The sequence below is a fragment of the Phreatobacter aquiterrae genome (genome assembly GCF_053471285.1).
Map to the genome: position 1 here is coordinate 259,478 of NZ_JBJPHW010000003.1, position 25,201 is coordinate 284,678.

General features: G+C 69.2%; 25 protein-coding genes. 12 read left to right on the forward strand and 13 right to left on the reverse strand.

Annotation, left to right across the window (positions count from 1 at the left end):
* The first annotated feature begins 2 nt into the window (after nt 1-2).
* Entirely contained in the window at nt 3-728 is a 726-nt protein-coding gene (locus tag ACJ4V0_RS06355; RefSeq protein WP_448298716.1) for an ABC transporter ATP-binding protein, read from the forward strand.
* Nucleotides 728-1,933, forward strand: a complete 1,206-nt coding sequence (locus ACJ4V0_RS06360) for an ABC transporter permease (protein WP_448298717.1) — start codon at nt 728-730, stop codon at nt 1,931-1,933. Before ACJ4V0_RS06355 ends, ACJ4V0_RS06360 begins: the two co-directional genes overlap by 1 nt.
* A 9-nt stretch (nt 1,934-1,942) precedes the next feature.
* Here the strand turns inward: ACJ4V0_RS06360 and ACJ4V0_RS06365 are convergent, their stop codons facing one another.
* A complete protein-coding gene (locus ACJ4V0_RS06365) occupies nt 1,943-3,802 on the reverse strand; it encodes an extracellular solute-binding protein (RefSeq protein WP_448298718.1) in 1,860 nt (619 codons plus the stop codon).
* An 87-nt stretch (nt 3,803-3,889) separates the two neighbouring features.
* The gene (locus ACJ4V0_RS06370) at nt 3,890-4,351 is read right to left on the reverse strand and encodes an Lrp/AsnC family transcriptional regulator (protein ID WP_448298719.1); all 462 of its coding nucleotides are present in this window, start codon (nt 4,349-4,351) and stop codon (nt 3,890-3,892) included.
* Between the two features lie 136 nt (nt 4,352-4,487).
* On the opposite strand from ACJ4V0_RS06370, the gene ACJ4V0_RS06375 reads away from it, so the two are divergent.
* On the forward strand, nt 4,488-6,893 hold the full coding sequence (locus ACJ4V0_RS06375; RefSeq protein ID WP_448298720.1) for a thiamine pyrophosphate-binding protein: 2,406 nt from the start codon (nt 4,488-4,490) through the stop codon (nt 6,891-6,893).
* Nucleotides 6,894-7,352: 459 nt separating this feature from the next.
* Here ACJ4V0_RS06375 and ACJ4V0_RS06380 read toward each other — a convergent pair whose 3' ends face one another.
* From ACJ4V0_RS06380 to ACJ4V0_RS06415, 8 genes are all read right to left on the reverse strand, one after another.
* The gene (locus ACJ4V0_RS06380) at nt 7,353-8,048 is read right to left on the reverse strand and encodes a ribonuclease T2 family protein (protein WP_448298721.1); all 696 of its coding nucleotides are present in this window, start codon (nt 8,046-8,048) and stop codon (nt 7,353-7,355) included.
* A gap of 87 nt (nt 8,049-8,135) precedes the next feature.
* The gene (locus ACJ4V0_RS06385) at nt 8,136-8,687 is read right to left on the reverse strand and encodes a hypothetical protein (protein ID WP_448298722.1); all 552 of its coding nucleotides are present in this window, start codon (nt 8,685-8,687) and stop codon (nt 8,136-8,138) included.
* Nucleotides 8,688-8,791: 104 nt separating this feature from the next.
* Nucleotides 8,792-9,364 (reverse strand): Smr/MutS family protein, encoded by a 573-nt coding sequence (locus ACJ4V0_RS06390; RefSeq protein ID WP_448298723.1) that lies wholly within the window; start codon nt 9,362-9,364, stop codon nt 8,792-8,794.
* On the reverse strand, nt 9,361-10,878 hold the full coding sequence (mltA, locus tag ACJ4V0_RS06395; protein ID WP_448298724.1) for a murein transglycosylase A: 1,518 nt from the start codon (nt 10,876-10,878) through the stop codon (nt 9,361-9,363). Before mltA ends, ACJ4V0_RS06390 begins: the two co-directional genes overlap by 4 nt.
* A 29-nt stretch (nt 10,879-10,907) precedes the next feature.
* On the reverse strand, nt 10,908-11,639 hold the full coding sequence (locus ACJ4V0_RS06400) for a Tim44/TimA family putative adaptor protein (protein WP_448298725.1): 732 nt from the start codon (nt 11,637-11,639) through the stop codon (nt 10,908-10,910).
* A gap of 207 nt (nt 11,640-11,846) precedes the next feature.
* The gene (locus ACJ4V0_RS06405) at nt 11,847-12,722 is read right to left on the reverse strand and encodes an ABC transporter permease (protein ID WP_448298943.1); all 876 of its coding nucleotides are present in this window, start codon (nt 12,720-12,722) and stop codon (nt 11,847-11,849) included.
* Nucleotides 12,723-12,757: 35 nt separating this feature from the next.
* On the reverse strand, nt 12,758-13,699 hold the full coding sequence (locus tag ACJ4V0_RS06410; RefSeq protein WP_305679030.1) for an ABC transporter permease: 942 nt from the start codon (nt 13,697-13,699) through the stop codon (nt 12,758-12,760).
* A 68-nt stretch (nt 13,700-13,767) separates the two neighbouring features.
* Nucleotides 13,768-15,369 (reverse strand): ABC transporter substrate-binding protein, encoded by a 1,602-nt coding sequence (locus ACJ4V0_RS06415; protein ID WP_448298726.1) that lies wholly within the window; start codon nt 15,367-15,369, stop codon nt 13,768-13,770.
* Nucleotides 15,370-15,832: 463 nt separating this feature from the next.
* On the opposite strand from ACJ4V0_RS06415, the gene ACJ4V0_RS06420 reads away from it, so the two are divergent.
* The 5 genes from ACJ4V0_RS06420 (at nt 15,833) to pcaG (ending at nt 20,379) form a co-directional block, all read left to right on the forward strand.
* Nucleotides 15,833-16,684, forward strand: a complete 852-nt coding sequence (locus tag ACJ4V0_RS06420; RefSeq protein ID WP_448298727.1) for a CoA transferase subunit A — start codon at nt 15,833-15,835, stop codon at nt 16,682-16,684.
* Between the two features lie 14 nt (nt 16,685-16,698).
* The gene (locus ACJ4V0_RS06425; RefSeq protein WP_448298728.1) at nt 16,699-17,466 is read left to right on the forward strand and encodes a CoA-transferase subunit beta; all 768 of its coding nucleotides are present in this window, start codon (nt 16,699-16,701) and stop codon (nt 17,464-17,466) included.
* Nucleotides 17,467-17,731: 265 nt separating this feature from the next.
* Nucleotides 17,732-18,934, forward strand: a complete 1,203-nt coding sequence (gene pcaF / locus ACJ4V0_RS06430) for a 3-oxoadipyl-CoA thiolase (RefSeq protein ID WP_448298729.1) — start codon at nt 17,732-17,734, stop codon at nt 18,932-18,934.
* Nucleotides 18,935-19,052: 118 nt separating this feature from the next.
* A complete protein-coding gene (gene pcaH / locus ACJ4V0_RS06435; RefSeq protein WP_448298730.1) occupies nt 19,053-19,763 on the forward strand; it encodes a protocatechuate 3,4-dioxygenase subunit beta in 711 nt (236 codons plus the stop codon).
* Nucleotides 19,753-20,379: a protocatechuate 3,4-dioxygenase subunit alpha gene (gene pcaG, locus ACJ4V0_RS06440; RefSeq protein WP_448298731.1), complete on the forward strand. Its 627-nt coding sequence runs from the start codon at nt 19,753-19,755 to the stop codon at nt 20,377-20,379. Before pcaH ends, pcaG begins: the two co-directional genes overlap by 11 nt.
* A 54-nt stretch (nt 20,380-20,433) precedes the next feature.
* On the opposite strand, the gene trhA is transcribed toward pcaG, so the two are convergent.
* Complete coding sequence (trhA, locus tag ACJ4V0_RS06445) at nt 20,434-21,096, reverse strand: PAQR family membrane homeostasis protein TrhA (protein WP_448298732.1); 663 nt, start codon at nt 21,094-21,096, stop codon at nt 20,434-20,436.
* An 87-nt stretch (nt 21,097-21,183) separates the two neighbouring features.
* Nucleotides 21,184-22,272: an A/G-specific adenine glycosylase gene (gene mutY / locus ACJ4V0_RS06450; RefSeq protein WP_448298733.1), complete on the reverse strand. Its 1,089-nt coding sequence runs from the start codon at nt 22,270-22,272 to the stop codon at nt 21,184-21,186.
* Between the two features lie 63 nt (nt 22,273-22,335).
* On the opposite strand from mutY, the gene ACJ4V0_RS06455 reads away from it, so the two are divergent.
* Complete coding sequence (locus ACJ4V0_RS06455) at nt 22,336-22,827, forward strand: DUF721 domain-containing protein (RefSeq protein ID WP_448298734.1); 492 nt, start codon at nt 22,336-22,338, stop codon at nt 22,825-22,827.
* A 79-nt stretch (nt 22,828-22,906) separates the two neighbouring features.
* Nucleotides 22,907-23,218 carry a hypothetical protein gene (locus tag ACJ4V0_RS06460; RefSeq protein ID WP_448298735.1) on the forward strand — a complete coding sequence of 104 codons (312 nt, stop codon included), beginning with the start codon at nt 22,907-22,909 and terminating at the stop codon, nt 23,216-23,218.
* A gap of 7 nt (nt 23,219-23,225) precedes the next feature.
* Here ACJ4V0_RS06460 and ACJ4V0_RS06465 read toward each other — a convergent pair whose 3' ends face one another.
* Nucleotides 23,226-23,813: a histidine phosphatase family protein gene (locus ACJ4V0_RS06465; RefSeq protein WP_448298736.1), complete on the reverse strand. Its 588-nt coding sequence runs from the start codon at nt 23,811-23,813 to the stop codon at nt 23,226-23,228.
* Nucleotides 23,814-23,939: 126 nt separating this feature from the next.
* Between ACJ4V0_RS06465 and lspA the strand changes: the two genes are divergently transcribed.
* The gene (gene lspA / locus ACJ4V0_RS06470) at nt 23,940-24,449 is read left to right on the forward strand and encodes a signal peptidase II (protein ID WP_448298737.1); all 510 of its coding nucleotides are present in this window, start codon (nt 23,940-23,942) and stop codon (nt 24,447-24,449) included.
* A 65-nt stretch (nt 24,450-24,514) separates the two neighbouring features.
* Nucleotides 24,515-25,198, forward strand: a complete 684-nt coding sequence (locus tag ACJ4V0_RS06475; protein WP_448298738.1) for a hypothetical protein — start codon at nt 24,515-24,517, stop codon at nt 25,196-25,198.
* The last annotated feature ends 3 nt before the right edge of the window (nt 25,199-25,201 follow it).

The window sequence follows — 25,201 nt, forward strand, 5'->3', positions numbered from 1 at the left end:
CGATGGCCCCGGACAGGGTGCCGCCGGGCTCGCCGCCTCTCATTGCGCTGGAGCATGTCAGCAAGATCTACGGCGAGGGTGAGGTCGCCGTCCACGCGCTGGACGATGTCAGCCTGATCATCGAGGAAGGCGAGTTCGTCGCCATCATGGGCCCCTCCGGGTCGGGTAAATCAACGGCGATGAACATCATCGGCTGCCTCGATACGCCGAGCGCCGGGGACTACCTGTTCCAGGGCGTCGAGGTCGGCCAGATGGCGCGCAACCAGCGGGCGCTGATCCGGCGCAACCTCATCGGCTTCGTCTTCCAGCACTTCAACCTGCTCGCCCGCACCACGGCGCTGGAGAATGTCGAGCTGCCGCTGATCTACCGCGGATCGCCCCAGGCGGAACGCCGGGCGCTCGCCATGGACGCCCTCGACCGGGTCGGGCTGAAGGGCCGCGAGCACCACACCTCGGGCGAACTGTCGGGCGGCCAGCAGCAGCGCGTCGCCATCGCCCGCGCAATCGTCACCAATCCGGCCCTGCTGCTCGCCGACGAGCCGACCGGCAACCTCGACACCCGCACCAGCCGGGAAATCATGGAGCTCGTCACCAGCCTCAACCGCGACCAGCACATCACGGTGGTCATGGTGACGCATGAGGACGACATCGCGGCCCATGCGCGGCGGGTCGTCCGCTTCGTCGACGGCCGCGTCGAGAGCGACCGCCTGCGCGGGGAGGCCGGCTGATGTTCCTGGAATCGGTCAAGCTGGCGCTCAGGGCGATCATGCGCAACGCGCTGCGCTCGTTCCTTACCGTGCTCGGCATCGTCATCGGCGTCGGCGCGGTCATCGCCATGGTCACCATCGGCAACGGCACGACGGCCCGCGTCACCGAGGAAATGTCGAAGCTCGGCACCAACCTCCTGCACGTCAACCGCGGGCAGATGGGCCCCGGCCGCGCCAGTTCCGACGCCCGCGCCTTCACCATCCGCGATGTGGAGGCCATCAAGACCCAGATCGGCGGCCTCAGGGCGGCGGCGCCGCTGGCGCAGAAGTCGGCCACCGTCATCTTCGGCACGGAGAGCCGCATCACCACGGTCACCGGGACCGACGAGGCCTTCTTCATCGCGCAGGACTGGCCGCTGGTCGCCGGCCGGTCGTTCCTCGAAAGCGACATCCGCGCCGGCCGCGCCGCCTGCATCCTCGGCAAGACAGTGCGGGACCGGCTGTTCGGGCCCCTGAGCCCGCTCGAGCGCAACATCCGCGTCGCCGGCGTCTCCTGCGAGGTGATCGGCGTTCTCGAATCCAAGGGCCAGAGCAGTTTCGGCACGGATCAGGACGACGTCGTGCTGGTGCCGCTGCGCATGTTCCAGCGCCGGCTCGCCGGCAATACCGACGTGCCGCGCATCGCCGTCTCGGCCCGCGACGGCGTCGACACGCAGCGCGTCCAGGCCGATATCGAGCGCCTCCTGCGCGAGCGGCGCAACATCGCGGTCGGCCGCGAGGACGACTTCACCGTCCGCGACATGCGGCAGATGGCGCAGACCGCCGCCGGCACCACCGCCATGCTCACCGCCCTGCTCGGCGCGGTGGCCGCGGTCAGCCTCCTCGTCGGCGGCATCGGCATCATGAACATCATGCTGGTGTCGGTGACCGAGCGCACCCGCGAGATCGGCGTGCGCCTCGCTATCGGGGCGCTGGAATGGCAGGTGCTGTCGCAGTTCCTGATCGAGGCTGTCGCCCTGTCGCTGTTCGGCGGCATTGTCGGCATCGCCTTCGGTCTGACCATGGCCTATGTCGCGGCGATCTTCCTCGAGGTGCCCTTCATCGTCGATGGCCGCATCGTCGCCGTCGCCTTCGTGTTCTCGGCCCTCGTCGGCATCGTCTTCGGCTTCTTCCCGGCCCGCCGGGCGGCCCGGCTCAATCCGATCGAGGCGCTGCGGCACGAATAGCGGCGCAGATCACGGCCGCTCCAGCTTCGCCGCCCTGGCCGGGTCGAACCACCACGTCGCGGGCACGCCGCGGGAGTATTTCGGCTTCTTCTCGGGAAAGCCGAACTGGTCCCAGTAGGCCATCCAGTGCGAGGCCTTGTACCAGTTCGGAACCCAGTAGCGGCCGGCGCGCAGCACCCGGTCGAGGCACAGGCACAGCGTCGTCAGTTCGGGCCGCGAGTTCACCGCGAGGATCTTCTGGATCAGCGCATCGACGACGGGATCGGCGATACCGGCGAGGTTCTGCGAGCCCGGCTGCCGGCCGCTTTCGGAGCCGAAGAAGGTGCGCAGCGACTCGCCCGGGGTAAGGGAGAGCGAGTAGCGGCGGATCGTCAGGTCGAAGTCGTAGTCCTTCAGGCGTGACTGGTACTGCGCGGAATCGACCCGACGGATGGCGGCCTCGATGCCGAGGCGCTTCAGGTTGGCGACGAAGGGCTGGGTGTGGCGCTCCAGCGAGTTGTCGTAGTCGAGGAACTCCACCGTCATGGACTTGCCGGCCGGGTCGAGCAGGCGGTTGTCCTTCAGGGTGAAGCCGGCCTCGCGCAGCAACTGCGTGGCGCGGCGCAGCAGGGCGCGGTCCTGGCCGGAGCCGTTGGAGACCGGCGGCACATAGGGGTCGCCGAAGACCTCGTCCGGCGCCTTGCCGCGGAAGGGCTCGAGGATGGCGAGTTCCTCGGGCGAGGGCTTGCCCACCGCCATCATCGGCGAGTTCTGGAAGAAGGAATGGGTGCGCCTGTAGCTGTCGAACATGACGTTCTTGTTCGTCCATTCGAAGTCGAAGGCGAGGCCGAGCGCCTCGCGCAGCTTCGGGTGGGCGAACTTCTCGCGCCGGGTGTTGATGAACCAGCCCTGCGCCCCGGACGGCGTCTCGTCGGCGACCTCGCGGCGGACCACGCGGCCGTCGCGGGCGGCGGGGAAGTCGTATTGCGTCGCCCAGGCGCGCGAGGTGAACTCCTCGCGGAAGGTGTAGGTGCGGCTCTTGAAGGCCTCGAAGGCGACGTCGCGGTCGCGGAAGAACTCGACGCGGAGGGTGTCGAAATTGTTCTGGCCGACCGAGACCGGGAGCATCTCGCCCCACCAGTCCCTGACACGGTCGTATTCGATGAAGCGGCCGGCCTCGAAGCGCCCGACCTTGTAGGCGGCGGACCCCAGCGGCACGTCCATGGTCGAGGCCTCGAAGTCGCGGTTGGCGTACCAAGCCTTCGACAGAATCGGCAGGCCGGCAACGGTGAGCGGCAGCGAGCGCGACCGGCCCTTGGCGAAGGTCACCGCCACCACCTTGGCGCTCTCGGCGCCGGCGCCGGCGACGTCGCGCAGCACGACGCGCAACAGCGGGTGGCCCTTCTCCTTCAGGGTCATAATCGACCAGGCGACGTCTTCGGCGGTGACGGGCGAGCCGTCGTGGAAGGTCGCGATGTCGCGCAGCGTGAAGCGATAGACGAGGCCGTCTTCGGAGATGGCGACCTTCTCCGCCACCAGGCCGTACATGGAATCGGGCTCGTCGCCGCCGCCGGCCATGAGGCTGGCGAAAATGCCGTCGAGGCCGGGAGGCGCGTCGCCGCGCAGCACCAGCGTGTTCATGGTGTTGAAGGTCGTCGGGTTCTGGTTGAAGGCCCAGCTCGAGGCGGTGTGGACGAAGGTCCCGCCCTTCGGCGCCTGCGGATTGACGTAGTCGAAATGGGCGAAGCCGGCGGGGTATTTCAGGTCGCCGAAATAGGAGATGCCGTGGCTTTCCGTGCCCGCCTGCGCCCCGGCGCGGGGGCCGAACAGGCCGGCGCCCGCCGAGGCGGCGGCCATGGTCAGGACGGTGCGGCGGGACAGGCGCGACATGGCTTCGACCTCGCTGGATGGCCCTTCGAGGTTAGAGGCTCGCCCCCGTCTGTCAAAGGCGCATGTCGCCGCGCGACCGTCCCGCCGTCAGCTGATCGGCAACACGTTCGTGTGTTTGACCTGGCCCAGCGCGAAGCTCGATTCGATGGAGGCGATGCCGTCGAGCCGCGTCAGCTTCGCCTTGAGGAAGCGCTCGTAGGCCGGCAGGTCGGCGCAGACGACGCGCATCAGATAGTCGCGCTGGCCGGTCATCAGGTAGCACTCCATCACCTCCGGCCAGCGCGACACGGCCTCGGCGAAGCGGTCGAGATCCTCCTCCCGCTGGCGCTCCAGCTTGATGGAGATGAAGACGCTGACCGGCAGGTCGACGGCGCGCTGGTCGACGACGGCGACATAGCCGCCGATGACCCCGTCCTCCTCCAGCCGCCGCACGCGCCTGAGGCAGGGCGTCGGCGACAGGCCGACGCGCTCGGCCAGCGCCTGGTTGGTCATGCGGCCGTCGCGCTGGAGTTCCGACAGGATGCGGCGGTCGATGGCATCGAGGTTCATGATGGGTACTTTCTGCCAGTGTTTCGGGTTTGATTAGCAGATGCTGCCAATTGTGTCGCAGATGTCAGATGACATTTGGCAGGAGGCTGCGACGCCTTCTTGGCATGATCGCGCGGCCATTCCAGGATGTCCGCCGATGACCGAACGCACTGCCTCCGACCGCCTCGCGATGCTCGCCGCGCTGGAGCGGAAGATCCTCTGGCTTGCCTCCTGGACGATCCACAACGCCAACCACCTGCGCGACAGCCGCGACGGGCTGAAGGTCGGCGGCCACCAGGCGTCCTCGGCCTCGCTCGCCACCATCATGACGGCGCTCTACTTCGCCGTGCTCCGGCCCGAGGACCGGGTGGCGGTGAAGCCGCATGCGAGCCCGAACTTCCATGCCATCCAGTACCTGCTCGGAAACCAGACGCGGGAGAAGCTGGAGAATTTCCGTGGCTACAAGGGCGCGCAGAGCTATCCCTCGCGCACCAAGGACATCGACGACGTCGACTTCTCCACCGGCTCGGTCGGGCTCGGCGTGGCGCAGACGCTGTTCTCATCCCTGGCGCAGGACTATGTGCGCGCCCACGGCTGGGGGCTCGATCGGCCGGAGGGGCGCATGGTCGCCCTCATCGGCGATGCCGAGATGGACGAGGGCAACATCTACGAGGCGCTGATCGAGGGCTGGAAGCACGGCCTGCGCAACACCTGGTGGGTGGTCGACTACAACCGCCAGAGCCTGGACGCCGTCGTCCGCGAGGGCCTGTGGGAACGCTTCGAATCCATGTTCCGCAACTTCGGCTGGGACGTGGTGATCCTGAAGTACGGCAAGCTGCTGGAGGCCGCCTTCGCCGAACCGGGCGGCGAGGCGCTGCGCCGCTGGATCGATTCCTGTCCGAATCAGCTCTACGCGGCGCTCTGCTACCAGGGCGGGGCAGCCTGGCGGAAGCGTCTCCTCGACGACATCGGCGACCAGGCCGCGGTGACGGCGCTCGTCGAGCGGCGGTCGGATGCCGAACTCGCCCGCCTGATGACCAATCTTGCCGGCCACGACCTGCCCTCGCTGCTGGAGGCCTTCGCGAGCATCGACCACGACCGGCCCGTCTGCTTCATCGCCTACACGATCAAGGGCTTCGGCCTGCCGTTCCAGGGCCACAAGGACAACCACGCCGGGCTGATGACGCCGGCGCAGATGGAGGCGTTCCGCGCCAACATGGGCGTCAGGCCCGGCTTCGAGTGGGAGAGGTTCGAGGGTCTGGATGTGGCCGCGAAGGACATCGAGGCCTTCCTGAAGGCCGTGCCCTTCGCGGCGCGCGGACGCCGGCGCTATCGGGGGGCGAAGCTGCCGATCCCGGCGACGCTCGCCGTGCCGATGCAGCCGGCCATGGCGACGCAGCAGGGCTTCGGCCTGATCCTCAACGAGATCGCGCGCGGCAACGAGCCCTTCGCCGACCGCATCGTCACGACCTCGCCGGATGTCACCGTCTCGACCAATCTCGGCGCCTTCGTCAACCGCCGCGGCCTCTTCGCGCGCGAGGCGCTGGCCGACACCTTCCGGCAGGAGCGCATTCCCTCCACCTTCACCTGGGATTTCTCGCCGAAGGGCCAGCATGTGGAACTCGGCATCGCCGAGATGAACCTCTTCATCATGCTCTCGGCGCTCGGCCTCGCCCATTCCATCCATGGCGAGCGGCTCCTGCCGGTCGGGACCCTCTACGATCCCTTCATCCAGCGCGGCCTCGATGCCCTGAACTATGCCTGCTACCAGGACGCCCGCTTCATGCTGGTGGCGACGCCGTCCGGCGTGACACTGGCGCCGGAGGGCGGCGCGCACCAGTCGATCGGCACGCCGCTGATCGGCATGGCGCAGGACGGCCTGGCCGCCTTCGAGCCTGCCTTCGTCGACGAACTTGCCACCATCATGCGCTTCGGCTTCGACTACATGCAGCGCGACGGCGAGGGCGACCCGGACGAGGAGACCTGGCTGCGCGACGAGACCGGCGGATCGGTCTATCTGCGCCTGTCGACCCGCAGCATCGACCAGCCGCAGCGCGCCATGGACGCGGGGCTTGCGGCCGACGTCATCAACGGCGGCTACTGGATGCGCCGGCCCGGCCCCAATGCGGAGGTCGTCATCGCCTATATGGGTGCGGTGGCGCCGGAAGCGATCGCGGCGGCGGGACTGCTCGCCGAGACGCATCGCGACGTCGGCGTGCTCGCCATCACCTCAGCGGACCGGCTCAATGCCGGCTGGACGGCGGCCGAACGCGCCCGCCAGCGCGGCCATGCCGGCGCGACGAGCCATGTCGAGCGGCTGCTCGCGCCCCTGTCGCGCGACTGCGGCCTCGTCACCGTCATCGATGGCCATCCGGCGACCCTCGCCTGGCTCGGCGCGGTGCATGGCCACCGCGTCCGCTCGCTCGGCGTCGAGCATTTCGGCCAGACCGGCACGGTAGACGATCTCTACCGGCACCACGGCATCGATACCAACGCCATCCTGCACGCGGCGCAGGCGGTGATCGGCCAGCGGCCGGTGCGCTATCTGAGCGCGCTCGCCTGAGGTGTCCCGGCGCGGGACGCATGGGTTAACGGGCACGGCCGCCTTTTGCGGGCAGCGATGCGACGATGATGCGCCGGTGCGAGCATCGCCCCTCCGGATGGGCTGTCGCACCCGCCGGACGGACAGCGAACGTCGCCTGCGACCCGATTCGGACATGGTCCGTTCCCGCCGCGATCCAGGCGTTAACACCATAGTGCGCGACCGGCCGATGCGGCGTCCGGCAGGGTTCGCCGTGTTGCGAGCCCGCGCGTCTTTACGGCTCCCGGAACGGGACGGGCGGTTCAGGAACGGATGGCCCGCAGCGACCGGAACGGTGCCGCGGCGGAACCGTCAGGCCCGCCGAACCCTCCAAAAAGCCCCAGGTCGCAGCGGACAATCAGGAAACGGGGTCATGGACCTGATTCGGACATGGTCCGTTCCCGGTGCGATTCAGGGGTTAACGCGCCGCGCGGATATCCGTCAGCTGCGGCCCGGGCGAACCGGCGGCATCACCAAGCGGTCGCGGCGGCAGGCGCGGCGGTCGATCTCCTGGCAGGCGGTGAAGTTCATGTCCCGGCCGATGCAGACCCGCACCTCGCGCAGCCGGCGATTGTCGCATTGCACGGCGATCATCTCGCGGGTGAGTCCGGGATTGGCGCGCACGAAGGCCTCCTCGACCTCGTCCGGCGTCACCATGCGCGGCTCGGCGATGCTCTCGTATTCGGTCGGGATGCGCACCTTGGCGCGCGCCTGCCGCACCTGCTCGAAATAGGCGCCCGGCGAACGTGCACCGGAACAGGTGCCGTGCTTGGCCCATTGATGGCGCACCAAGCCGGGGGCCGGCATGATGTCGAGCATGGCGTTGACGGTGCGCCGCTCCAGCTCGCCGGCAGGCACCTGGCAATATTCCGGGAAGCCGCGGTGGAACTGCGGCCACAGGCCATGGACGACGAAGTGGAAGGGCCGGTCGCCGGCACATTGCATGGAGCGTGACGTGCGCTCGCCCGTCGCCTCACAGAAGGACGGCGACCAGCTCAGCGCCAGAACCCAGAAGTCGAACTCGCCGGGCGTTGCGCCGGGCCGCGCCTGGGCGAGGGCCGGAGAGGCGGCCGCGGAGGCGGCGAGGAGGGATGCGGCGGCAACGACGCGACACCATGCGAGCATGCGGGCGACCATGGGCAACCTCCCCCTCTCAGCGGCTGCAACCCTAACCGCAGATTGAGAACAAATCAAGAACTTATTTCAGGTTGGCGCGACTGACGCTCAGGGCCGCGCCATCCGGCAGGCCGGGTCGAAGCTGCGGCCGCGGTCGAGCCCGTGGACGCACCATTCCACGCCCCAGGTGGCGCCGATGATGCTCTGATCCTCAAGGATGGCGTAGCTGACGGTGCGCACGCGGCCGTCGGAGAGATGGGCGCGGGCCGAGCAGAAGCGGCGGGGTATGTTGTTCTGACCCCAGGGATTGCTGCTCACCAGCCGGACGCGGTCGAAGCCGCGGATGGCGAGCGACGAATTCCAGAAGCGCGCCTCCTTCTCGGCGAAGGTCTCCTGGATGCGCTCCAGCGCCCCCGGTTCGTCGCAGGGCAGCAGCCGGTTCTGGAAACGCGGATCGCGGAAGAACAGGGCTCCTGCCGGTCCGCGCAGCCTGAGATCCTCGGAGGCAGAGGCGCTGGAATCGCCGGGGACGCGCCCCGTCGTGTAGGTCGAGCCGTTGAGGCCGCGCGGTCCGGCGTCGCGATAGGCGAGGGTCTGCGCACCGGCAGCGGAGGCACACAGCGCGGTCGCGACGGCTGTGGCGAAAAGGCGGGTCCGCATGGCTGGTCGTCTCTCTCTCAAGGTCCGGGAGATGGCGGGACGATCCACGCGCAGGCTGCGCCGGTCAAGAGCGCGGCGGCCACAGCGCGGCGAAATCCGCCGCGTCAAGGGCGGCGGATGCGGACATAGAGGGCGCCGGCGCCGCCATGGCCGATGGCCGCCTCCTCGAAACCGATGACCAGCGGCCGCATCTCCGGCAGGGCCAGCCAATGCGGCACGACGCGCCGCAGCACCCCGCGGCTGGCATAGGGGTCCGGGCGGTACGGGTCCTCGTCCAGCTCGCGCAGCCGCTTCGGCGCGCCCTTGCCGGTGATGACGATGACGAGGCCGTGGCCCGCGGCCTGCGACTGCCGCAGGAAGCCGATCAGCCGCTGGTGCGCCGCCTCCTGCGTCATGCCGTGAAGGTCGATGCGGGCATCGGCCTCGCGACGGCCGCGCACCAGCTTGCGCTTCAACCCCTTCTCGATGGCGGCGAGCGGCGGCGGCTGGGGCACGGCCGGCGCTGCGGCCACCGGCGGCGGCGCCGAACGACGTGGCGCCGCGGCGGCAACGGGTTCTTCCGGAACCGGCTCGGCGTCGGCGATCCGGCGCGCCGGATCGAGCGGCCTCACGCTCGCCGCCACATGGGTCCAGAGCCGGCGATCCTCGGCGGAAAGCCCCTTTGGCCTGCGGCTCATCGCGGCCTCTCCGGCCGCGGCTCGGGCACCGGAACCACGGCCGCCTCCGGCGACAGGCTCCTGGGCAGCAGCACATGCCAGTGGGCGCGGTGGCGGATGCGGCCGGCGATCGAGCCGGCCTCGAAGCCGGTGCCGATGTAGAGATCGCCGCGTGCCGGCCCGACGATGGCCGAGCCGGTATCCTGCATCACCATCAGCCGGCGGAACGGCTCGCCGGTCTCCGTCGGGCCGGTCGGCAGCAGGGCGTCGATGAAGACGGGCGTACCATAGGCATGGACGTTGCGGTCGACGGCAATGGTGCGCCAGTCGGTCACCGGCACACCCTGGGCGCCGATGGGTCCGTCCTCGGCGGCAAGCTCGCTCTTGACCCGGAAGAAGACATAGGAGCGGTTCTGCCAGCGCACGTCGCGCGCCGCGTCCGGGTTGCCGGCCATCCAGGCGCGGATGAAGTCCATCGACATCTGCTCGCGGGTGGCGATGCCGCGCTCGATCATGACGCGGCCGACCGGCACGTAGCGGTGACCGTTGTGGGCGGCATAGCCGATGCGCAGCGTCGATCCGTCCGGGAAACGCAACCGCGCCGAGCCCTGGATCTGGGTGAACATGACATCGGTCGGATCGCGCGCCCAGGCGATCTCGAGGCCGCGGCCGTCGAGCGCGCCCTGTTCGATCTCGCCGCGGTCGAAATAGGGCAGGAAACGGCTGCCGACCCAGCGGCCGGCGCCGGAGCGCGCGTCAAACCCTGCCGTGTGGCCGCGGGCCGAGGTGAGGTCGTCGGGCTTGGTCAGGAAGGGGGCGGTAAAGACCTCGGTCTTCTCCCGCGATGCCGGGACCTCCGGCTCGTAATAGCCGGTGAGGAAGCCGTCCTCCTCGATCCGCTCGCCGAAGCGGGCGATGCGCACCGGGCGGAACTCGGTCTCGAAGAAGGCGCGCGCCGCCTCCACCGGAAGGGGATCGGAAAGAGCGAGCGCCCGCGGACAGATATCGCGCAGCGCGCGCCAGATGTCAGGTGCCGAACGCGGCGGGTTGGGGGCCGCCATGAGCTGCCGGCAGGAGATGCGGAAGGCGCGAAAGGTCAGGTCCTGGCGGTCCTCCGCCCACCCCGGCAGGGCGGCGAAGCTGCCGGCCTCGCTCCAGGTCTCCGGAAAGACGAAGGGAAAACCGGAGATGTGCGGCTGTGGCGGCGCGGTCGGCGCCGCCTCGGCGCCCGCGGCAGGGGCCTCGGGCTGCGGCGGCAGGGCCGCCTCGGTGGCGGGAGCAGGCGAGGCCTCCGCCGGCGCAGGGCTCGCCATGGCAGCGGCCGGAGAAGGGTCAGCGGGCGCAGGGCCGGTCGCCGCAGGCGGTGCTTCGGCGGCGGGGCTCGCGGGAACGGAAGCTTCGTCCGGCGCGGCGGGGGGCGGAACCTTCAGGATCAGCAGAAGGTCGTTGGAGCCGGCATGAAGCGGGCCGGGCGCCGTCAGGGCCGCCACCGCCCAGACCGCTGCCGCAAGGCGGAGGATCGGGCGATGCCTCATGGTTGGCCCCCGGACGATGGAAGGCCGGCTCAGCCGCCGGCTTCGGTGGCGATCAGGCGCCAGTTCGGGTCGCGGTCCGTGACGTTGCGGGCGTAGGTCCACACGTCCGTCACGTCGGTGACCCGGTCGGGCGAGCCGTCGATGACGGCGCCGGCCCGGTCGCGCGTCGCGGTGACGAGCTGGGAGACGAACTTCAGCGTCACCTGGGCCTGGTCGCCGCGCTGCTGCGCGTCGACGATCTCGGCCTTCTCGATACCGACGAAGCGGGTCTCGACCTGCTCGCCGCGCGTCTCGCGATCACGGATGGCCGCCTCGAAGCCCTCGAACACATCCTTGGCGAGGAGGTCGCGAAGCATCCTGCGGTCGCCGCCGGCAAAGGCCAGCACGATCATCTCGTAAGCCGCCTTGGCGCCGCCGATGAAGCCGGCCGGGTCGAAGGAAGGGTCGCGGGACGCGATGGCGTCGAAGCCGCGGGCGAGCGGCGTGCCCGGCAGGGCAAGATCGCCCCAGCGCGGCGCAGCAGGATCGACGGGGACCGGGGACGCCATGGGCGCGGCGCCGTTGCGCGCAGGCATGGGGATGACCTCGCCGCCCTGGGCGGGCGGGCGGGCGCCCGGAGGCAGGTCGCGACTGTTATCACGCGGCTGGAACGGGTCACGCTCGCTACCGGTCTTCGTCCCCAGCACGCTGCGCAGGCGGAAGAAGATGAAGACCGCGAGGGCCAAAAAGATGATCGTGTAGATGTCGAACACGTTGTTCATGATCGCCGTCTGGAGGGGCCGCCCGGTCGCAGATGACGTCATGCCGCGAACGGACCGTCAGTGTAACCGTATTGAGCCTCTCAAATAAGGCATTTTTTTCGGGCCGCCAGTCCGCCGTGCGGTCGTGCCGCAGTTCCCGCTGCCGCCGGCAGGCCGGAACGGCGCCCGGGCGCGGCGCAATCCGCACCCGGGCACCGGCAGGGGAGATCAGAACTGCTTGGCGAGGCGCGGGTCGAGCGCGTCGCGCAGGCCGTCGCCGAGCAGGTTCACGGCGAGCACGGTGACCGACAGGAAGATGGCCGGGATCAGCACGATGTAGAACTTCACCTGCCAGAGCGCGCGGCCCTCGGCCATGATGTTGCCCCAGGACGGGATGATCGGCGGCGTGCCGGCCCCGATGAACGACAGGATCGCCTCGGTCAGCATGGCGGAGGCGCAGATATAGGTCGCCTGCACGATGATCGGGGCCAATGTGTTCGGCAGGATGTGCTTGACGATGATCATCGGCGTGCGCGTGCCGGCGGCGACCGCCGCGTCGACATAGGGCTGTTCGCGGAGCGAGAGCACGACGCCGCGCACCAGACGCGAGACGCGGGGGATTTCGGCGATGGTGATGGCGAGGATGACATTGCCGACCGACCCGCGCGTCAGCGCCATCAGCGCCACGGCGAGGAGGATGGAGGGGATCGACATGATGCCGTCCATGACGCGCATGATGATCGCGTCGGCGGCGCGGATGTAGCCGGCGATGAGGCCGATGGCGAGGCCGAAGACGGAGGCGAGGATCGCCACCGAGAATCCGACGATCAGCGAGACGCGGGCGCCGTAGAGCACGCGCGAATAGATGTCGCGGCCGAGCATGTCGGTGCCGAACCAGAACTGCGCCGACGGCTCGCGGGTGCGCATACGTGTCGAGATGGCCGTGGGGTCGCTCGTTCCGAGGAAGGGCGCGAAGATGGCCATGAGGATGATGGCGATGACGAGCGTGCCGCCGATGGTGATGGTCGGGTAGCGACGCACCAGGCGGACGAGGCCGACGCGGGTCTTCGGCTCGGCAGCGACGCCGGATGCGTCGTCGGCCAGCGCCGTCGCGGCAGGGGTATCGGAGCTATGCGCGGTCAATAGCGGATCCTCGGATCGACGAGTGTGTAGACGAGGTCAACGGCGAGGTTGACCAGGACGTAGACGAAGGAGAACAGCAGGACGAGGCCCTGGATGACGGGGTAGTCGCGCCTGAGGATGGCGTCGACCGTTAGGCGGCCGAGGCCGGGAATGGCGAAGACGCTCTCGGTGACCACGGCGCCGCCGATGAGCAGCGCGACGCCGATGCCGATGACGGTGATGACCGGAACCGCGGCGTTCTTGAGTGCGTGCAGGAACAGGACCCCGCGCTCGCCGATGCCCTTGGCGCGGGCCGTGCGGATGTAGTCCTGCTGCAGGACCTCCATCATGGTGGCGCGGGTGATGCGGGCGATCAGCGCCATATAGACCATGCCCAGCGCGATGGACGGCAGGATGAGGTTCTGGAACCAGGGCCAGAGCCCCTGCGAGAGCGGCGTGTAGCCCTGGACAGGCAGCCAGTCGAGCTCGAGGGCGAAGATGTAGGCAAGGATGTAGCCGACGACGAAGACCGGCACCGAGAAGCCGAACACCGCGAAGGCCATGATGCCGCGGTCGATCAGCGTCCCGGCCTTCCAGGCGGAGATGACGCCCATCGGCACGGCGACGGTGACGGCGAGGATCAGCGTCACCACCATGAGCGACAGCGTCGGCTCGATGCGCTGGGCGATGAGCTGCGTGACCGGTAGGCCGGTGAAGATGGAGGTGCCGAGATCGAAGCGGGCGATCTGCCAGACCCATTCGCCGAAGCGGATCAGGAACGGGCGGTCGAGGCCGAGGCTCTGGCGGATCTTTTCCACGTCATCGGGCGTCGCCTGATCGCCGGCGATGACGGCCGCCGGGTCTCCGGGCGCGATGTAGAGCAGGGAAAAGACGAAAAGCGCCACCACGGCCATGACGGGGATCGTCGCGACGATGCGGCGGACAATGTAGACGAACATCGACAGGATCTTCTCATGTGAGGAACCGGGAGGCGGACGAAGCCGCCCCCCGGTTCAGGGAAACCACGTCAGGCCTTGGCCACGTTCCAGAAGAACGGCAGCGGCCCCTTGGTGATGCCGGTCACGTTGCTGCGCCAGGCCGTGTAGGTCAGGAAGAACCCGGGCGGCACGAAGACGACATTGTCCAGCGCAGCCTTATTGAGGCGGGCGATCGCCGCCTTTTCTTCGTCGAGGTTCTTTGCCTCGAACCAGGCCGTCACCTCAGCCTCCACGGCGGGCACGTCCGGCCATCCGAACCAGGCGCGTTCTCCATTGGCCCGAATAGCGGTGTAGCCCGCCGGGTTGGTGCAGTCGGCACCGGCGTGCCACGAGAAGAAGATGTTCCAGCCACCCTGGGACGGAGGCGTCTTCAGCGCGCGCCGCTGACCGGTAGTCCCCCAATCGGTGGCCACGAAATCGACATTCATCCCGATCCGCTTGAGCAGCTCGTTGGCGACATCGCCCTGCGCCTTGGTCACGGGTTGGTCCTGGGCGACCACCATCGTAACGGGCTCGCCCTTGTAGCCGCTCTCGGCGAGGAGGCGCTTGGCGCCCTCGATGTCGCGACGCCCTTTCAGGATCTCGCCTCCCTCTTCGGTGTAGAGAGGTGTACCGGGAGTGAAATAGCCGGGCAGGGGCTTCCAGAGGCTGTCATCGGAGCCGACGATGGCCCGCATGAACTCCTCCTGATCCAGCGCCATTAGGATGGCCCGACGGGCGCGCACATCGTTGAACGGCGGATGCAGGTGGTTGAGCCGGAAGGCGCCGATATTGCCGAGCGGGTCACCGATGTCGACACGGATGTTGCGGTTCCGGCGGAGCACGGGAACCAGATCGGCGATCGGGTTCTCCCACCAGTCGATCTCGCCGTTCTGGAGGGCGGCAGACGCGGTGGCCGGATCGGGCATGATGACCCATTCGATCCGGTCGACCAGCATCCGCTTTCCGCCGGCGAGCCACGAGGCGGGCTCGGCGCGCGGCACATAGTCGGCGAACTTCTCGAATACCGCCTTGGCGCCGGGAACCCATTCGTTGCGGACGAACTTCATCGGTCCGGAACCGATGTACTCGCTGATCTGCTGGAAAGGATCGGTCTTGGCGATGCGTTCCGGCATGATGAACGAGCAGGGCGAGTTGTTCTTGCCCAGCGCCAAGAGCATTTTCGGATAGGGTTTGGTCAGCTTCCAGCGGAAGGTGCGGTCGTCGACGGCGACGATCTCTTCCTGGATGGCCTTGATCATCAGGCCCATGGGGTCGCGGAATGACCACCGAATGAGCGAGGCCACGCAGTCCTTGGCGAGGACCGGCGAGCCGTCGTGGAATTTCAGTCCCGTGCGGAGCTTGAAGGTCCAGGTCAAGCCATCGGACGAGACCTCCTCCGACTCGACCATCTGGCGCTGGGGCGTCAGGGTACTGTCGACGCCATACAGCGTGTCCCAGACGAGCGCCGCCGCATTGCGCACGACATATTGCGTGCCCCAGATCGGGTCGAAGTTGGCGAGATTGGCCTGCGGCACGAAGCGCAGCGTCTTCGCCGCCGCTCCCTGCGACAGCGCCGGGGCGGCAAGGCCGCCCGAGGCGGCGACAAGTCCGGCGCCGGCGCCTGCTTTGATGAAAATTCTGCGGTCCATCGTGGTGGTACTCCCCTGGAAATCCGATCCCGCCTTCGACCCTGGTGCGGAGCGGCGGATGCGCGCCTGACCATCGGTCCGGATATGTCTTCCGGGTCTCGGACGGCGCAGCCTAACCCGTCGCAAGCGTCGTGCCATAGGGTCTTTTCCTAGGCGCCGGACCTGCCGGCCGCTGCGCGGCGCCGCGACCTGCCGCATTTTCCTGCACAAAATGGCGCCACGACTGCATTCTCGGCATGCCGGGCCGTTCACGCAGAGGCGAAATGCATTTTCTGCTGCACGGGCGACTGCGACAATTTCGTCCGGCGCAAGGGCGCCTTGACAGAAACTCGGACCGCAGGCCGGGACGGAGCAGTGCATTTGGGCGTTAATCGCCCGGATGTCCGAATAGCGCACTTGACACGCCGCCCTGCCGGCGCAAGGAGTCACGGCGAGGAAACACAAAGGTGGAGAAGAACAGGCCATGGCCGAGTTCATGTCCTTGCGCGATGCCATCGCCGCCCATCTGAAGGACGGCGACAGCGTGGCCATGGAGGGCTTCACGCACCTCATTCCCTACGCCGCCGGACACGAGGTCATCCGCCAGGGACAGAAGGACCTGACCCTCATCCGCATGACGCCCGACATCATCTACGACCAGATCGTCGGCATGGGACAGGCGAGGAAGCTGGTCTTCTCCTGGGCCGGTAATCCCGGCGTCGGCTCGCTGCACCGGATACGCGAGGAGATCGAGCAGGGGCGGCTCGCCATCGAGGAGCATTCCCATGCCGCCATGGCCAACGCCTTCGAGGCGGGCGCGGCCAACCTGCCCTTCGCCGTCTTCCGCGGCTACAAGGGCGTCGACCTGCCGAAGGTCAATCCGAACATCCGTTCCGTCACCTGCCCCTACACAGGCGAGGTGCTGGCGACCGTGCCGGCGGTGCGCCCAGACGTCGCCATCATCCATGCCCTGAAGGCGGACCGCGAGGGCAACGTCCTGCTCGAGGGCATTGTCGGCGTGCAGAAGGAGGCGGTCCTGGCGTCGAAGCGCTCGGTGGTGACGGTGGAGGAGATCGTCGACGATTTCGGCCCGCGCAGCGCCAATGCGGTCATCCTGCCCTCGTGGACGGTGACGGCGATCGTGAAGGTGCCGGGCGGGGCTCATCCCTCCTATGCCCAGGGCTACTACAAGCGCGACAACGCTTTCTACATCGCCTGGGACAAGATCGCCCGCGACAAGGCGGTGTTCCTGAAGTGGATGGAGGAGAACGTGCTCGCCGGCGGGCCTGAGTCCTTCGCGGCGCAGGCGCGTCGCTTCGCCGTCGCGGCCGCGTGAGGGAGACAGGACCGATGAGCGCCTACACGCCCAACGAGATCATGACCATCGCCGCCGCCCGGCTCCTCACCAACGAGGATGTCTGCTTCGTCGGCATCGGCAACCCGTCCGCCGCCTGCAATCTCGCCCGCCTGACCCATGCGCCGAAGATCACGCTGATCTACGAGAGCGGCACGCTGTCGACACGGCCGACTGTCCTGCCGCTGTCCATCGGCGACGGCGAGCTCTGCGACACGGCGCTGACCACGGTGTCGGTGCCGGAGATGTTCCGCTACTGGCTGCAGGGCGGCCGCATCACCATCGGTTTCCTCGGCGGCGCGCAGATCGACCGCTTCGCCAATCTCAACACCACCGTCGTCGGCCCCTATGACGCGCCGAAGGTGCGCCTGCCCGGCGGCGGCGGCGCGCCGGAGATCGCCATCAACTGCGGCCAGATCTTCATCATCATGGCCATGGGCCAGCGCGCCTTCATGGACAAGCTGCCCTTCATCACCTCGCTCGGCCATGGCACGGGCAAGGGCTCGCGCGAGGCGCTCGGCGTCAAGACGCGCGGGCCGACGCAGCTCATCACCGACCTCTGCATCTTCGAGCCGGACGCCGAGACGAGCGAGCTGACGGTGACCTCGATCCACCCCGGCGTCACCCGCGAGCAGATCCAGGAGAACTGCGGCTGGCCGGTGAAGTTCGCTCCGCAAGTGAAGGAAACCCGCGCCCCGGACGAGACCGAGCTCACCGTGCTGCGCGACCTGCATGCCCGCACCAAGGCTGCCCACGCAGCCTGAATCTGGACAGTACCGGAACAGGAGACCTGCAGTTCGCAATTGCGCCCTTCGAGGCTCGGGCAGAAGCCCTCGCACCTCAGGATGAGGGAAGTCGTATCTTGCATGCCGGCAGAAGAGCTCGGCGGTCGGGCTTCGGCTGGATCTGGTGCAGGTCTCAAACTCCCTCATCCTGAGGTGCGAGGCGACAGCCGAGCCTCGAAGGACGCACTTGGCTGGTGCAGGATACCGACACAGGCGGCTTCGCGGCCGCGACAGGGAGCATGTCATGGCCGATGCCTTCATCTGCGACGCGGTGCGCACGCCCATCGGCCGCTACGGCGGGGCGCTCGCCAAGGTGCGCACGGACGATCTCGCCGCAGTGCCGCTGAAGGCGCTCCTCGCCCGCCATCCCGAGATCGCCTCCGCCATCGACGAGATCGTCTTCGGCTGCGCCAACCAGGCCGGCGAGGACAACCGCAATGTCGCCCGCATGGCGGCACTGCTCTCCGGCCTGCCGGACAGCGTCCCGGCCATGACCGTCAACCGTCTCTGCGCCTCCGGCCTCGATGCGGTGGGCGCCGCGGCGCGGGCCATCAAGGCCGGCGAGATCGATCTCGCCATCGCCGGCGGCGTCGAGAGCATGACCCGCGCCCCCTTCGTCATGGGCAAGGCGGCGGAAGCCTTTGCGCGGTCCGCCGACATCTTCGACACCACCATCGGCTGGCGCTTCATCAACCCCCTGATGAAGGCGCAATACGGCGTCGATTCCATGCCGGAGACCGGCGAGAACGTCGCCGAGGAGTTCCAGGTGTCGCGCAAGGCGCAGGATGCCTTCGCGCTGGCCTCTCAAGTGAAGGCGGCCCGCGCCGTCGCCTCGGGCTATTTCGCCGAGGAGATCGTGCCGGTGGAGATCCCCGGTCGTGGCGGTCCGACCATCATCGACCGTGACGAGCATCCGCGCTCCGACACGACCGCCGAGACGCTCGCCAGGCTCAAGGCCTTCGTGCGCCAGCCCGGCACGGTGACCGCCGGCAACGCCTCGGGCGTCAATGACGGCGCCTGCGCCATGATCGTCGCCTCTGCCGCGGCGGTGGAGAAGTACGGCCTCACCCCGCGCGCCCGCATCCTCGGCCTCGCCTCGGCCGGCGTGCCGCCGCGGATCATGGGCATCGGGCCGATCCCCGCGGTGAAGAAGCTGGTCGAGCGGCTCGGGATCAAGGTGTCGGACTTCGACGTCATCGAGCTGAACGAGGCCTTCGCCAGCCAGGGCATCGCGGTGCTGCGCGGCATCGGCGTGCCGGAGGATGCCGACCACGTGAACCCCAACGGCGGCGCCATCGCCCTCGGCCATCCGCTCGGAATGTCGGGCGCGCGCATTGCCGCGACCGCCGTGCATCAGCTTCAGAAGACCGGCGGGCGCTACGGCCTCGCCACCATGTGTGTCGGCGTCGGGCAGGGCGTCGCGCTCGCCGTCGAGCGCGTGAACTGACCGATCCGCATCAAGGCGGCCGGACCTGCGCCCGGCCGGCACTCGTCGATCCCCCATCGGCCAAGACCCGGACAAGACCTGCGGACGGCAGGCGCGATCCACGAGAGGAACCCTGACGATGGCCCTGATCCTGCCGCGCGGCTCCACGGCGGCGCACCCGCCGAGCCTGCACCCCGCCTACACCAGCACCGTGCTGCGCGCCCCCAAGCAGCCGCTCATCCTGGTGCCGCACACGCTCTCCGAACTCACCGGCCCGGTCTATGGCCACGGCAAGGTGCGCGACACCGACAGCGACCTGACCGTCCAGCATTCCGGCGAACCGCTCGGCGAACGCATCATCGTCTCCGGCCGCGTGCTGGACGAGGATGGCCGCCCGGTGCCCAATGCCCTGGTCGAGCTCTGGCAGGCCAACGCCGCCGGGCGCTACGTCCATGTGCGCGACCAGCATCCGGCACCGCTCGACCCGAATTTCACCGGCGCCGGCCGCTATCTGACGGCTGAGGACGGGCGCTACCGCTTCACCTCGATCCGGCCCGGCGCCTATCCCTGGCGCAATCACCACAATGCCTGGCGGCCAGCCCACATCCACTTCTCGGTGTTCGGGCCGACCTTCCTGTCGCGCCTCGTCACCCAGATGTATTTCCCCGGCGATCCGCTGTTTCCCTACGACCCGATCTTCAACGGCATCCCCGACGCGAAGGCGCGCGACCGGCTGATTGCCCGCTTCGACCTCGAGACGACCCAGCCGGAATGGGCGCTCGGCTACCAGTTCGACATCGTGCTGCGCGGCCGCGAGGAAACCCCGATGGAAGAGCCCCATGAGCACTGAGATCATGAGCACCGACATCAAGGCGGGCGAGCGCCCGGAGGGCATCACGCCGTCGCAGACGGTGGGCCCCTTCTTCCACTACGGCCTGACCCCCGGCGAGGCCTATTCGCATGTCCCCGTGTCCGTGGACGGCCAGGTCGCCGCGCCCGGCACGCCTGGCGAGACGATCGTGCTCACCGGCCGGGTCATCGACGGGGCCGGCGAGCCGGTGCCGGACGCCATGATCGAGATCTGGCAGGCCGATTCGGACGGGCGCTATGCCCATCCCCGCGACGGCCGGGCCAGGGCGAGCAACACCTTCCTCGGCTTTGGCCGGTCCGACACGACGAGCGACGGCACCTATCGCTTCGTCACCGTGAAGCCGGGACGTGCGCCGGGTCCCGGCGGAGCCGCGCAGGCGCCGCACATCCTTGTGGCGGTCTATGGGCGCGGCATGCTCAAGCAGCTCTTCACCCGCGTCTATTTCGAGGATGAGCCATCGAACGCCGGGGATGCCGTGCTGGCGCTGGTGCCGGCCGATCGCCGGTCGACACTGATCGCCCGGCGCGACGGCGACACCTTCACCCTCGACATCCGCCTGCAGGGCGAGGGCGAGACGGTGTTCTTCGACGTGTGACAGATACGAAGCGGTCGGGGCGACGGAACGACCCCCGCCGTCTCGCGCCGTCGTTCAGGCGCTGAGCAGCACCCCGTTCAGCACCGCAGCATACTGACAGCCGGCCGCGACCAGCACGAAGCCGTGCCAGATGGCGTTCTGGAAGCGCAGCGAGTGCCAGAGGTGGAAGATGACGCCGGCGGAATAGATCAGGCCGCCGGCGACCAGCAGCACGATGGCCGCCGTCGGCAGGACCGCGAAGACCTGGTGGGCGACGAGGACGCCGCTCCAGGCGATGGCGAGATAGAGGAAGACGGTCACCCGGTCGAAGCGGCCGGGCGCGAAGAGCTTCAGCGCCGCGCCGGCAAAGCCGGCGATCCAGACACCGGCCAGCATGGCGTGGGCGGTCGGCGTCGCGGCGTGGATCATGAAGGGCGTGTAGGTGCCGGCGATGAGCATGAAGATCGCTGCATGGTCGAAACGCCGGAGCAGCCACTTGGTGCGGGACACCGGCCACATGTTGTAGGCCGCCGAGCAGCCGATCACGGCGACGAGGCTCGCCGCATAGACGGCCAGCGACGACACGGTGGCGAGTTCGGCGCGGTAGAGGGCGACGCCGATCAGGGCTCCCGCGGCGAAGACGGCAAAGACCGCACCGAGAACGTGGATGACGCCATCGGCAACGAGTTCGGCGCGGTCGTAGCGCCAGGTCAGCCCCGGAGGCCAGCCATCGGTCATGTCGTCATTCCACCTTCTGGCGGCCTGTGATCGCCGCGTTGGCCCAGCATGCCGCCCAGACTGGCAAGGTCAAGCGTCAAGTCCGCGTCAGGACCATGTCAGGGCAAGGGCGATCACCTTGCGCATCACCGTCGGAAAGGCCTCGCCGGCGATCTCGTCGCCGCCGATCCACCGCATGCCGTCGGGCGGAGGCGTGCCCGGCGGCAGGTCGGCGCGATAGACAGTCAGTTCCAGCGGGAAATGGGTGAACACGTGGGTGACGACGCCCGGAAGACGCCGGAAGGCGGCGGGCAGCGGCTGCAGGCCCGCGGCGTCCCCTTGCGCGAAATCCGCCGACCACTCGGTCCCCGGCACCTCAGTCATGCCGCCGAGAAGCCCGCGCGCCGGGCGGGTGCGCACCAGCAGGGCGCCATCGGCGCGGATCGCGACGAAGGCGGCGCCGCGGCGCAGGGCGCCGGTCCGCTTGGGGCTCTTGCGCGGATAGGTCTCCTGGGCCCCCTCCGCCGCCGCGGTGCAGGACAATGACAACGGACAGAGCGGGCAGGCGGGCTTGCGCGGCGTGCAGATGGTGGCGCCGAGATCCATCATCCCCTGCGCGAAGTCGCCCGGCCGGCCCGGATCGAGCATGTCCTGAACCAGCGCCCGGATCAGCGGCTTGGCGCCCGGCAGCGGCGCGTCGATGGCGTCCAGCCGCGTGACCACGCGCTCGACATTGCCGTCGACGACGGGCGCGGGAAGGTCGAAGGCGATGGCGCCGATGGCCGCCGCCGTATAGTCGCCGATGCCGGGAAGCGCCCGGAGCGCGGCGAGGTCGGCGGGAAAGCGCCCACCATGGTCGCGCGCCACCGCTTTGGCGCAGGCATGCAGGTTGCGGGCGCGGGAGTAGTAGCCGAGCCCGGCCCAGGCCTTCATCACCTCCTCGACGGGGGTCTCGGCGAGCGCCGTCACGGTCGGCCAGCGGTCGAGGAAGGCGGCGAAATAGGGCGCCACCGCCTTCACCGTCGTCTGCTGCAGCATGATCTCCGACAGCCAGACCCGGTAGGGATCGACCGCCTCCCCCGGCAGCGCCCGCCACGGCAGCCGCCGGCGGTGCCGGTCATACCAGGCGAGCAGAGCGGCGGCGGGTGCGCCGGGCTCCTGCGGCTCGCCGCGCCGTGCTATGGATGTCCTTGTCATGCGCCGACCCTGATGCCTCGGCGCGATTGCCGCAACGCTGCCCCTCTCACAACCCACAGGCCGATGAGTTCCAAGCCCTTCCGCCCGAGAGGACCCCGGCCGCTGGCCGACATCGCCGCCGGCCAGATCGGCCAGGCGCTGCAGCAGGCCGGCTTTGCCTCGACGGAGGTGGTCACCCGGTGGGACGAGATCGTCGGCGACGATCTGGCCAGCCGCTCGGCGCCGGTGAAGATCGCCTGGCCGCGGCGGCCGCAGGGCGCCGGAGAGCCGGAGCCGGGGACGCTGCATGTGCGGGTCGAGGCGCCCTTCGCGCTGGAGATGCAGCATCTCGTTCCGGTCGTCGTCGAGCGCGTCAACGCCTTCATGGGCTGGCGCTGCGTCGCCGCCGTCCGGCTGACGCAGATCCCGCTGCGCGCGACGCCGAAACCGCGCGAGGCGCCCCGCGGGCCGGCCGATGAGGCGCGCCTGGCGCATCTCGCGGAGAGCTTCGAGGACGAGGGGCTGAAAGCCGCGGTCACGCGATTCGGGCGGGCGGTCGGCGGCGACAAGGGATGAGGCCCTTCCGCAATGACGGGGCCGTCCCCAGATGATAGCCTTGAGCCCAGTACCGCAGACCGACCGTGCAGGAGCCGCCATGACCCATCGCGCCGAGACGAGTACCGGACCGAAGATCCGCATCGCCGCCCTCGCCTTCACCGCCCTCGTCCTGGCAGCGCCGCCGGCCTTCTCCCGCGGCGCGGGTCTTGAGGACGAGACGCGCGACCGCGTCCTGCTCGTCCATCAGGGCCGCGGCACGCTGGCGCCGGGCACGCGGCCGAAGTGCTTCCCCGCGCGCATGGACGACACGGTCGCCTCCAGCCAGTACCAGTGCCCGTGGGACCGGCCGAGCGGCCGGCCGCGGCTGCCGACGGCCCGCAGCCTCTGGGGCATTCTCGGCGGCTACTAAGGCGGCCTCACGGGGTCTCGACCGTGAACCGGGAGCCGTCGAAGACATAGACGACGCCCTGGCGGACGAAGACTTCCGCCGCCTTGGTCCGGTCCATGGTTCCGCGCAGCGCCATCAGCGTGCGACCGACGCCGCCGTGCGAGACGATGACGGAGGGCCGCTCCAGCCCCGTGACGAAGGCAGCGAGCCGCGTCGCGACATCCTCGTAGTTCTCGCCGCTCGGCGGCTTGGTGTGCCACTTGTCGGCGAGCCGCGAGGCGGCGATCACCGGCGAATGGCGCTCCACCTCCGGCCAGGTCAGTCCCTCCCAGTCGCCGAAGGACACCTCCTTCAGCCGGTCGTCCATGCGATAGGCGGGCGGATGCAGCCCGAGGCGGGCGCGCATCAGCTCCATGGTCTCGCGCGTTCGCGACAGCGGGCTCGCCCAATAGGCGAGGTCCTCGAACCGCGGCTCCAGCCGGGCGAGGATCGTCCCGACCTCCTCCGCCTGGACGCGGCCGACATCGTTGAGCGGAATGTCGCGCTGGCCCTGCAGCCGCCCCTCGGCATTCCAGTCGGTCTCGCCGTGGCGGACGAAGTAGAGCTTGTGGGTCATGGCTGCACGATGGGGGCTGGCAATGCGGTTCGTATGGCGGCTTGCACCGCGCTTGTCGAGCAAAGTCCTTGACCACGGCGCGCGGACGGGCCACCTGCCAGCCAAAGCCACGGGACATCGACAGACTTGACCCCTTCCCTCTATCTGCGCCCCGGTCTCATCGCGCTGGTGGCGACGCTTCTCATCGACCAGGCCTTCAAGCTGTTCATGCTGCAGGTGGTCGGCATCACATCCGGCCAGGTCATCACCGTGCTGCCGGTGCTCGACCTCATCATGGCCTGGAATTACGGCGTCTCCTTCGGCCTGTTCCAGCAGGACGGGGCGCTCGGGCAATGGGCGCTGGTGGTGTTCAAGGCCGCGGCGGTCATCCTCATCGGCTGGTGGCTGTGGCGGGCCGAGAGCCTGCTGACGGCCATCGCCCTCGGCCTCATCGCCGGCGGGGCCATCGGCAACGGCCTCGACCGCATCCTGCACGGGGCGGTGGCCGACTTCTTCGCCTTCCACATCACCACCGCGACCTGGCAGTTCCAGTGGTACGTCTTCAACCTCGCCGATGTCGGCATCGTTGCGGGCGTCGGCCTGCTTCTGTATGAGTCCCTCTTCGGCGGCCGGCCGGATGCCTCGAAATCGGCATGATCCTGATGGATAGAGCCGGCACCAGAGCGGCGCTTGGCGCCGCACCCATTCTAGGGATGACGGACATGACGCGCATCCGCACGGCGATCCTCGCCACCGCCCTCATCGCAGGCGGTTCGGCCGCACAGGCCCAGCAGGACAACGGCCCGAGCTTCGAGGCCAATGTCGTCGGAGGCCTGCTCAGCGGTCTCGGCCTCGTCGAGACGGCCCGACCGCCCATCGACTATCGCGAGCGAGCGCCCCTGGTGCTGCCGCGCGGCAACGCCCTGCCGCCGCCGCAGGATTCGGCTGCCGCCCGCAATCCGAACTGGCCCAACGACCCCGATGTCGCCCGCGCCCGCGCCGCCGGCCTTGCGGCGAACACGCCGATTCAGCGCGACGAATTCGGCCGCACCCTGACCAATGCCGAGCTGCGCGCCCGCCAGGGCGGCTGGTTCGGCGGCGGCGTGGTGGACACCACCCGCGATCGGTCGCAGGCGCAGGTGTCCGGCCCGGCCACGATCGACGAGATGCGCGTCGCCCCGATCTGGTCGCAGGTCGGCTCGCTGTTCGGCAGCGGGTCGCGCGACAACCAGGTCGTGCCGTTCCCCGGCGAGCCCGCGCGCCGCCGGCTGGTCGAGCCGCCGCCCGGCTACCGCACCGCCTCGCCCGACGCTCCCTATGGTCCGATCGGCCGCCGCCCCGACGATCCGCAGGCGCCGAATGCGCGCCGCTCGTCCGGCCAGGATCCGGCCGGTCCCCAGAACTGACGG

What these genes read in the sequence shown, in the direction of transcription:
- ACJ4V0_RS06355 (WP_448298716.1), top strand. Translation starts at nt 3, where the DNA reads ATGGCCCCGGACAGGGTGCCGCCGGGCTCGCCGCCTCTCATTGCGCTG.
- ACJ4V0_RS06360 (WP_448298717.1), top strand. Translation starts at nt 728, where the DNA reads ATGTTCCTGGAATCGGTCAAGCTGGCGCTCAGGGCGATCATGCGCAAC.
- ACJ4V0_RS06365 (WP_448298718.1), bottom strand. Translation starts at nt 3,802, where the DNA reads ATGTCGCGCCTGTCCCGCCGCACCGTCCTGACCATGGCCGCCGCCTCG.
- ACJ4V0_RS06370 (WP_448298719.1), bottom strand. Translation starts at nt 4,351, where the DNA reads ATGAACCTCGATGCCATCGACCGCCGCATCCTGTCGGAACTCCAGCGC.
- ACJ4V0_RS06375 (WP_448298720.1), top strand. Translation starts at nt 4,488, where the DNA reads ATGACCGAACGCACTGCCTCCGACCGCCTCGCGATGCTCGCCGCGCTG.
- ACJ4V0_RS06380 (WP_448298721.1), bottom strand. Translation starts at nt 8,048, where the DNA reads ATGGTCGCCCGCATGCTCGCATGGTGTCGCGTCGTTGCCGCCGCATCC.
- ACJ4V0_RS06385 (WP_448298722.1), bottom strand. Translation starts at nt 8,687, where the DNA reads ATGCGGACCCGCCTTTTCGCCACAGCCGTCGCGACCGCGCTGTGTGCC.
- ACJ4V0_RS06390 (WP_448298723.1), bottom strand. Translation starts at nt 9,364, where the DNA reads ATGAGCCGCAGGCCAAAGGGGCTTTCCGCCGAGGATCGCCGGCTCTGG.
- mltA (WP_448298724.1), bottom strand. Translation starts at nt 10,878, where the DNA reads ATGAGGCATCGCCCGATCCTCCGCCTTGCGGCAGCGGTCTGGGCGGTG.
- ACJ4V0_RS06400 (WP_448298725.1), bottom strand. Translation starts at nt 11,639, where the DNA reads ATGAACAACGTGTTCGACATCTACACGATCATCTTTTTGGCCCTCGCG.
- ACJ4V0_RS06410 (WP_305679030.1), bottom strand. Translation starts at nt 13,699, where the DNA reads ATGTTCGTCTACATTGTCCGCCGCATCGTCGCGACGATCCCCGTCATG.
- ACJ4V0_RS06415 (WP_448298726.1), bottom strand. Translation starts at nt 15,369, where the DNA reads ATGGACCGCAGAATTTTCATCAAAGCAGGCGCCGGCGCCGGACTTGTC.
- ACJ4V0_RS06420 (WP_448298727.1), top strand. Translation starts at nt 15,833, where the DNA reads ATGGCCGAGTTCATGTCCTTGCGCGATGCCATCGCCGCCCATCTGAAG.
- ACJ4V0_RS06425 (WP_448298728.1), top strand. Translation starts at nt 16,699, where the DNA reads ATGAGCGCCTACACGCCCAACGAGATCATGACCATCGCCGCCGCCCGG.
- pcaF (WP_448298729.1), top strand. Translation starts at nt 17,732, where the DNA reads ATGGCCGATGCCTTCATCTGCGACGCGGTGCGCACGCCCATCGGCCGC.
- pcaH (WP_448298730.1), top strand. Translation starts at nt 19,053, where the DNA reads ATGGCCCTGATCCTGCCGCGCGGCTCCACGGCGGCGCACCCGCCGAGC.
- pcaG (WP_448298731.1), top strand. Translation starts at nt 19,753, where the DNA reads ATGAGCACTGAGATCATGAGCACCGACATCAAGGCGGGCGAGCGCCCG.
- trhA (WP_448298732.1), bottom strand. Translation starts at nt 21,096, where the DNA reads ATGACCGATGGCTGGCCTCCGGGGCTGACCTGGCGCTACGACCGCGCC.
- mutY (WP_448298733.1), bottom strand. Translation starts at nt 22,272, where the DNA reads ATGACAAGGACATCCATAGCACGGCGCGGCGAGCCGCAGGAGCCCGGC.
- ACJ4V0_RS06455 (WP_448298734.1), top strand. Translation starts at nt 22,336, where the DNA reads ATGAGTTCCAAGCCCTTCCGCCCGAGAGGACCCCGGCCGCTGGCCGAC.
- ACJ4V0_RS06460 (WP_448298735.1), top strand. Translation starts at nt 22,907, where the DNA reads ATGACCCATCGCGCCGAGACGAGTACCGGACCGAAGATCCGCATCGCC.
- ACJ4V0_RS06465 (WP_448298736.1), bottom strand. Translation starts at nt 23,813, where the DNA reads ATGACCCACAAGCTCTACTTCGTCCGCCACGGCGAGACCGACTGGAAT.
- ACJ4V0_RS06475 (WP_448298738.1), top strand. Translation starts at nt 24,515, where the DNA reads ATGACGCGCATCCGCACGGCGATCCTCGCCACCGCCCTCATCGCAGGC.